The following is a 5,671-nucleotide window of genomic DNA, read 5'->3' on the forward strand; positions in this document are numbered from 1 at the left end:
ACAAAATCAACGCACTCTAAAACCGGAAGGGCCACATTACGGACAGCCACTCGGATAAAACGCGCGAGTCCCTCGGTCAGGGTATTGGCAACGTCCTTGCGGCGAGCATCGGCGGCATGGGCGTGTGTGCGATGATTGGCGTCAAAGCTTCTGGTGCTCGCACGCGCCTGTCGAGCCTGCTCGCTGGCATCTTCCTCCTCATTCTCATCCTTGTGTTGGGCGATACCGTGGGTGCGATTCCCATGACTGCGCTTGTCGCCGTCATGATCCTCGTCGCCGCGGACACGGTGGATTGGCACTCGGTGCGCACCATCCACCGCATGCCGCTGTCGGAAACGCTGGTCATGCTCGTGACGGTTGTGGGGACATTGGTTACTCACAACCTGGCGGTCGGCGTCATCGCCGGCGTGCTCACGGCCATGATTGCGTTCGCGCGTCGCGTCGCGCACCTCACCCAGGTCGAGCTCGTTGCTTCCGATGCCACCCGCGCCGCGTACCGCGTCACCGGCCAGCTTTTCTTTGCTTCGTCCAACGACCTTGTCTATTCCTTTGACTACACGCTGGGAGTCTCTGAGGTCGATATCGACATGTCGGCTGCGCAGGTATGGGATGCCTCGACTGTGGCGACGCTGGATGCGGTGCGTGAGAAATACGCGCAGCGCGGCGTGACCGTGGATATTCGGGGTCTTGATCCGGTCAGTCAGCAGCGCCTCGACCGGCTCTCGGGCAATTTGGGGGACTAAAACCTGGGGGAGAGATGTGCGCTGAGCATGGGGGTGCGACGATTAGTCATACTTTCGGTCGAATATGCGTCACTGTGGGCATGAAGTATGGCATAGGTCTTGATATGTAAGGCTTGCCTTGTTTAGACTATCCACATTAAGGTTAGGCAAGCGTTACTTAATCAGGAGGAATTTGGCCATGACCGTTGCCATGACCACGACGCCGCTTTCGCAGATGCTGCGTGAGGAAACCGCGCGAGCGCACGCCAGCGCAGAGGGCTCAGATTTTATGACCCGCTTGATGGCGGGTGAGCTCAGCGCAGAGGCACTCGCCACCTTTACTGGGCAGTTGTGGTTTATCTATGAGGCGCTTGAGCGCGCGGTCCGCACGGTAGCGGATACTCGCATCGCCGGAGCGGTGGCCGACCCCCGGTTGGAACGCCGCGATGCGCTGGAACTCGACCTCGCGGAAATGTACGGCCCGCAGTGGCGCGACGAGGTGCGTATCCTTCCCGCCACCGCACGCTACGTCGCGCGCCTGGAATCGCTCGATACGCCGGGATCGGAGCCCCGGGTCGTTGCTCACCACTACGTGCGCTACCTTGGCGATATCTCGGGTGGGCAGGTTATTGCCGCGCGCCTGGGGGCTCTCTACGGTATCGACCCGGATGCGCTCAATTTCTATAACTTCGCGGCGATTGGCAAGATTCCGCCCTACCGCAGCGCGTACCGCAAGGCGCTCGACGAGCTCGCGCTTTCTGATGCCCAGCGTGCCGCTCTCATCGCCGAGGCACAGGCCGCCTTCGCGTGTAACTCGGCAGTCTTCGCCGAGCTAGCGAAGCTGTATCCGGGCGCAGCGTAGCGCCGGGTTCACTATTTCCTCTCTTCCTCCTTCTTGTTTTATCTGTATTTCTAAAGTGACCTGGAGGTCTGTCGCGTGAAGAAAATCTCTTCTGCTTCTCTCGCATCTGCTCTTATCGTCTCTGCAATGGCTGTTCCGGCTACTGCTGCAACGCAGGACCTGACGGCGGGTACATTCGCCTGGCCCATCAAGACCTCATTTATGGAGCATCTTGCTGGCCCAATGGCAGCTGGCCGTTGGACGACCACGGATGGGGCGACGTATAAGGACAATCAGCTGCTCTTTCCGGTCAACGTCGCTGAGACGACGTTAGATGCGGACGGCAACGGCACCATCGTCCTTGACGGTTCGGCGCATATCGTGGCCTACAAAGGCCTGGGCGCGGGCGGCTCGGCCGGCCTCGATCTCACCTACTCAGATCTCAAGCTGCAGGTGCAAGGCACGAAGGTCGAGCTCGTTGGAGACTACGTTTTGTCCGGGGATCCGGGCGATAAGGGCGCGCAGGTCGACAGGGATGGCGATGATGACGTGCTGGTCACGTTCACCCTCGATGCCCCCATCGCGGTTGGGACCGATGTGAGCGCGCAGGATCGCCAGGCCACCGCGGGTGCAGGCCTGGAGGGCTCGCTACTGCGCTATAAGGAAGGTCAGATACTTGAGGGCGGCGACGTTGATCTCGTGCTGGACTTCGCTGATGGCAAGGATGCCGGGGTAGTCGAGGGGCATAAGTCGACGGGACTTGCCCAGGCTTCCGCGCAGTTGGGAACGCTGAGCTCGGAGGAACCGTCGAGCGAGGGTATCGGCATCCTCGTGGGGGTGATTGCGGGCGTTGTGGCGCTCGTGGGTACCGCGGTGGCAGGGATGCCTTTGGTGCTTGATGCGCTCAAGCGGGCGGGCATCCGACTCTAGTTCGATTGCTTCCGTTTGTGTGGATTCGGGCGTTGATCAGGTTGCGGTAACTTAGGTTACCGTGACCAAAATTGTCTTTGGCCTGCATGTTTGGGAACCCTAACCTAGCTAGCGGCATTTTTGAATATCTGTATTATGGGAGACTATACCGCCGGAAACCCGTTGGATAGCCGTCGGAAAAGACAGAAATTTACCTATTGAACAGGTACCGAAAGGCAAGGATATTCAATGAACGAGAAGCTGCAGAGCCTGCTGAACGCACAGGTTATTAACGAGCACGGCGCCGCCCTCATCTACACCCAGCTGGCCTACGAGATGGATGATCTTTCCTTCCCGGGCATGCGTGACTGGTTCTACGCTCAGGCTGCGGAGGAGCGCGAGCACGCTCAGAAGTTTGCCAACCACCTCCTCGCACGCGGTTACCGCGTGGAGCTCACCGATGTCCCGGTTCCGTCTGTGAAGGCCGCGACCCCGCTCGACGCTTTCGAGGCTGCCTACGCACACGAGCAGAAGGTCTCCGAGCAGATCCGCGAGATCGCTCGTACCGCTGATGAGGTGAAGGACCTTGAGTCCCGCCAGATCGTGAACTGGTTCCTCGACGAGCAGATTGAGGAAGAGGACACCGTCACCGAGATTATTGACCAGATCAAGCTCGTGGGCAACGATGGCTCCGGCCTCCTGCGCATCGACGCCACTCTGGGCTCCCGCGCAAAGTAGTCACGCGTGGCCATCAAGGCCTAGCTAATACACAAAGGTCAAGGGACAGTGACCATGCGGTAACAAACCCATCAAGATTGTCCTAATATCTCCCACCAACCCCATGGTTGGTGGGAGACTGCGTTTTATATGTCTATGAAGCAGAAAACCTGGACCGTGGTCGTGCTCCTCGCGCTCGCCGTCGCCTTGGGCGTCGGCATGGCGTTGAGCAGTACGCACGTTGCGCTCGGCACTTTTCTGCTTGGTGCGGCACTCATGCTGGGGCCCTTCGCGGGGGCGGGTCTCTTTCTTTTTGCTGCGCTCATCGCGGTGAGCCTGCCGCAGAAGTCCATTGCGTCAGTCGGCGGCGCGCTCGTGCTTGCCGCCGTGGGCTTGGTGATCTTCACGCCGCTCGGCATCATTCCGGACGCCATTGTGCCGCTGTATGCAGGAGGCGCGGCGCTGGGTGCCGTGGCGGTGCTGCTCGTGCCCACGGGGCTGCCCGGACGCTTGTTCCGTTTCTAGAACTCTGTCGTTTTGGGACGAGTCTGCGCGGCTTTCCGTAGTCTGGATGTATGTCGACGTATCTTTTCGATTTCTACGGAGTCTTGCTCCGTCATCGCCCACCGGAGCCGAAGGAGGCGCTGCTACGTCTCGTCGGTGCCGAGGATCCGGCCGCTTTTTGGACGGCGTATAACGAATTGCGCCCGGCCTATGACGCGGGCGTGGTGAGCGACGAACGCTGGTGGCGCCAGATGCAGGTGCGCCTAGGCCTTCCGGACTTCGATATCTCTGAGGCCGTCGCTCAGGACTTCGAGCCGTGTACGGCGCCGGACCTCGACGTCGTGGGGTCGCCCAGGAGTTGCTTGGCGCGGGCAATGCGGTGGGCGTGCTGTCCAATATTCCGGTGGGACTCGGTCGTATGGTGCGCGAGCGCAACGACTCGTGACTCAAGGAATTCACCGCCGTGGTGCTCAGTGGCGAGATTGGCGTGGTCAAGCCCGACAAGCGGGCCTTCGACGTGGCGATGGACGCGTTGGGTGCGAGTGCGAAAGACACACTCTTTATTGATGACACCCAGGGCAACGTCGACGCAGCACGGGCGGCAGGGCTGCGCGGGTATCTCTACGACGGCAACCTTGCCGAACTGCGTGCGGAGTGCGGGCTGGCCTAGGCGGCGCGCACCTTCGCGGTGTTCAGCTCAAGCGGCGTGCGCAGGAGCGGGTCGAGCGCGACGGCGCGGGCGATGGAGCGGACGATCTCCTTGTGGTTGGGGATCATGCGCAGCTCCGTCGCGGACGCGAGATCGGGGTCGAGCTCGCCGCGTGCGGCCGAGGCAAAGAGCTTCGGCGCGGTGGGCACGTCGTAGAAGGCGGAGCCGGCGATGACCACGGTGTCGGGGCGGTGGGCATCGATAAGCTGGGCCGTAAGGCGGCCGAGGTCGGAGGCGCGCTGGGCAAGGACCGAGGGGGGCATCGGCAGCCTCAGCGAGACGGGGCGCAAGCGCGGCGTTGACGAGGGTGTCGCGTGGGTCGGCGCCGTCGAACTGTGGGAGCTCGATGGAGGCAACGCCGTCCTCATCGGACAGGGCGGCGCCAATCGAGTCATCCGCGAAGAGGACGAGCGTGCGGGCTTCGTCGCCGAGAGGAGCGGCCTGCGTCTCCGAAGCGAGGATGGCGGGCACGGCCGGGGTGACAGTGACGGGGACGCCGAACTGGAAGTCGAGGCGTCCTGCGATATCCATGCCGTCCCAGCCGAGGTTGGCCGCGTGGACCTTGCCTTCTTCGTCGACGGAGCCGGAGGTGGTCACGCCGACGGAAACGAGTGTGCGGTCGACACCGGTGGTGAGCCGGTTGACGCCAGCGATGACGTGCTCGACGAAGTCATCGGGGCTGAGCTTCGAGACCGGGGTGGGAACGTTGTCTTCGCGGATAATGCGGCCGCGGGTGTCGTAGAGGCCGATATACGTCGAGGTGGTGCCGACCGCGATGCCGGAAAGGAGCCAGCCGTTATCGGAGGCCTCGAGCGGAACCGTGGGGCGGCCGCGACCTTGGGAGCGGGTGAGGTCCGTGCGCTCTTGGATGAGGCCGGCCTTGAGGAGAGCGGCGGTGGCGCGGGTGATGGTGGGCTGGGACAGTCCGGTGGCCTCCACGAGCTCGCTGCGCGTGATGATGGGATTGAGGCGTACGAGGTGGAGACGGGCCTGACCCCCGGACAGTGGACACGTCGGGGGTTAGCTATGCTGCTTGGGTCAGTGTAGCTGATGTGAGTGCTTCGAAGTCATCGGGGGCTAGAAGATTGCACCAGGAGTGTCGTCTGCGCGTGTTGTAGCGCATGCACCATCGAAAGACTTCTTGGCGGCAGACGATGGGATTGTCAAAGACTTTCCGATCACGCAGGACTTCACGCTTTAAGGTGGCGTTAAATGATTCTGCCAGGGCATTATCAGCACTCGTTCCCACCGCTCCCATGGATTGGCGAA

Annotated in this window: 6 protein-coding genes and 2 pseudogenes; 6 read left to right on the plus strand and 2 right to left on the minus strand. The window is 61.8% G+C overall.

What is annotated here, in order from left to right:
* Nucleotides 1-35: 35 nt before the first annotated feature.
* The 6 genes and pseudogenes from HMPREF2967_RS06165 to HMPREF2967_RS06190 form a co-directional block, all read left to right on the plus strand.
* Nucleotides 36-743, plus strand: a pseudogene (locus HMPREF2967_RS06165) (SulP family inorganic anion transporter); the annotation flags it as partial.
* A gap of 178 nt (nt 744-921) precedes the next feature.
* Nucleotides 922-1,584: a biliverdin-producing heme oxygenase gene (locus HMPREF2967_RS06170; RefSeq protein WP_180963879.1), complete on the plus strand. Its 663-nt coding sequence runs from the start codon at nt 922-924 to the stop codon at nt 1,582-1,584.
* Between the two features lie 126 nt (nt 1,585-1,710).
* Nucleotides 1,711-2,493 (plus strand): HtaA domain-containing protein, encoded by a 783-nt coding sequence (locus HMPREF2967_RS06175; RefSeq protein ID WP_083306853.1) that lies wholly within the window; start codon nt 1,711-1,713, stop codon nt 2,491-2,493.
* Nucleotides 2,494-2,721: 228 nt separating this feature from the next.
* On the plus strand, nt 2,722-3,210 hold the full coding sequence (locus tag HMPREF2967_RS06180) for a ferritin (protein WP_070524707.1): 489 nt from the start codon (nt 2,722-2,724) through the stop codon (nt 3,208-3,210).
* A 129-nt stretch (nt 3,211-3,339) separates the two neighbouring features.
* Nucleotides 3,340-3,714: a hypothetical protein gene (locus HMPREF2967_RS06185; protein ID WP_070524705.1), complete on the plus strand. Its 375-nt coding sequence runs from the start codon at nt 3,340-3,342 to the stop codon at nt 3,712-3,714.
* Nucleotides 3,715-4,156: 442 nt separating this feature from the next.
* A complete protein-coding gene (locus HMPREF2967_RS06190) occupies nt 4,157-4,363 on the plus strand; it encodes an HAD-IA family hydrolase (protein ID WP_070524703.1) in 207 nt (68 codons plus the stop codon).
* Nucleotides 4,364-4,390: 27 nt separating this feature from the next.
* Here the strand turns inward: HMPREF2967_RS06190 and HMPREF2967_RS06195 are convergent, their stop codons facing one another.
* Nucleotides 4,391-5,341 (minus strand): ROK family protein, encoded by a 951-nt coding sequence (locus HMPREF2967_RS06195; RefSeq protein WP_319803317.1) that lies wholly within the window; start codon nt 5,339-5,341, stop codon nt 4,391-4,393.
* 85 nt (nt 5,342-5,426) lie between these two features.
* Nucleotides 5,427-5,671, minus strand: a pseudogene (locus HMPREF2967_RS12805) (integrase core domain-containing protein); the annotation flags it as partial.

The organism is Corynebacterium sp. HMSC059E07, assembly GCF_001814395.1.
Lineage (GTDB): Bacteria > Actinomycetota > Actinomycetes > Mycobacteriales > Mycobacteriaceae > Corynebacterium > Corynebacterium hesseae.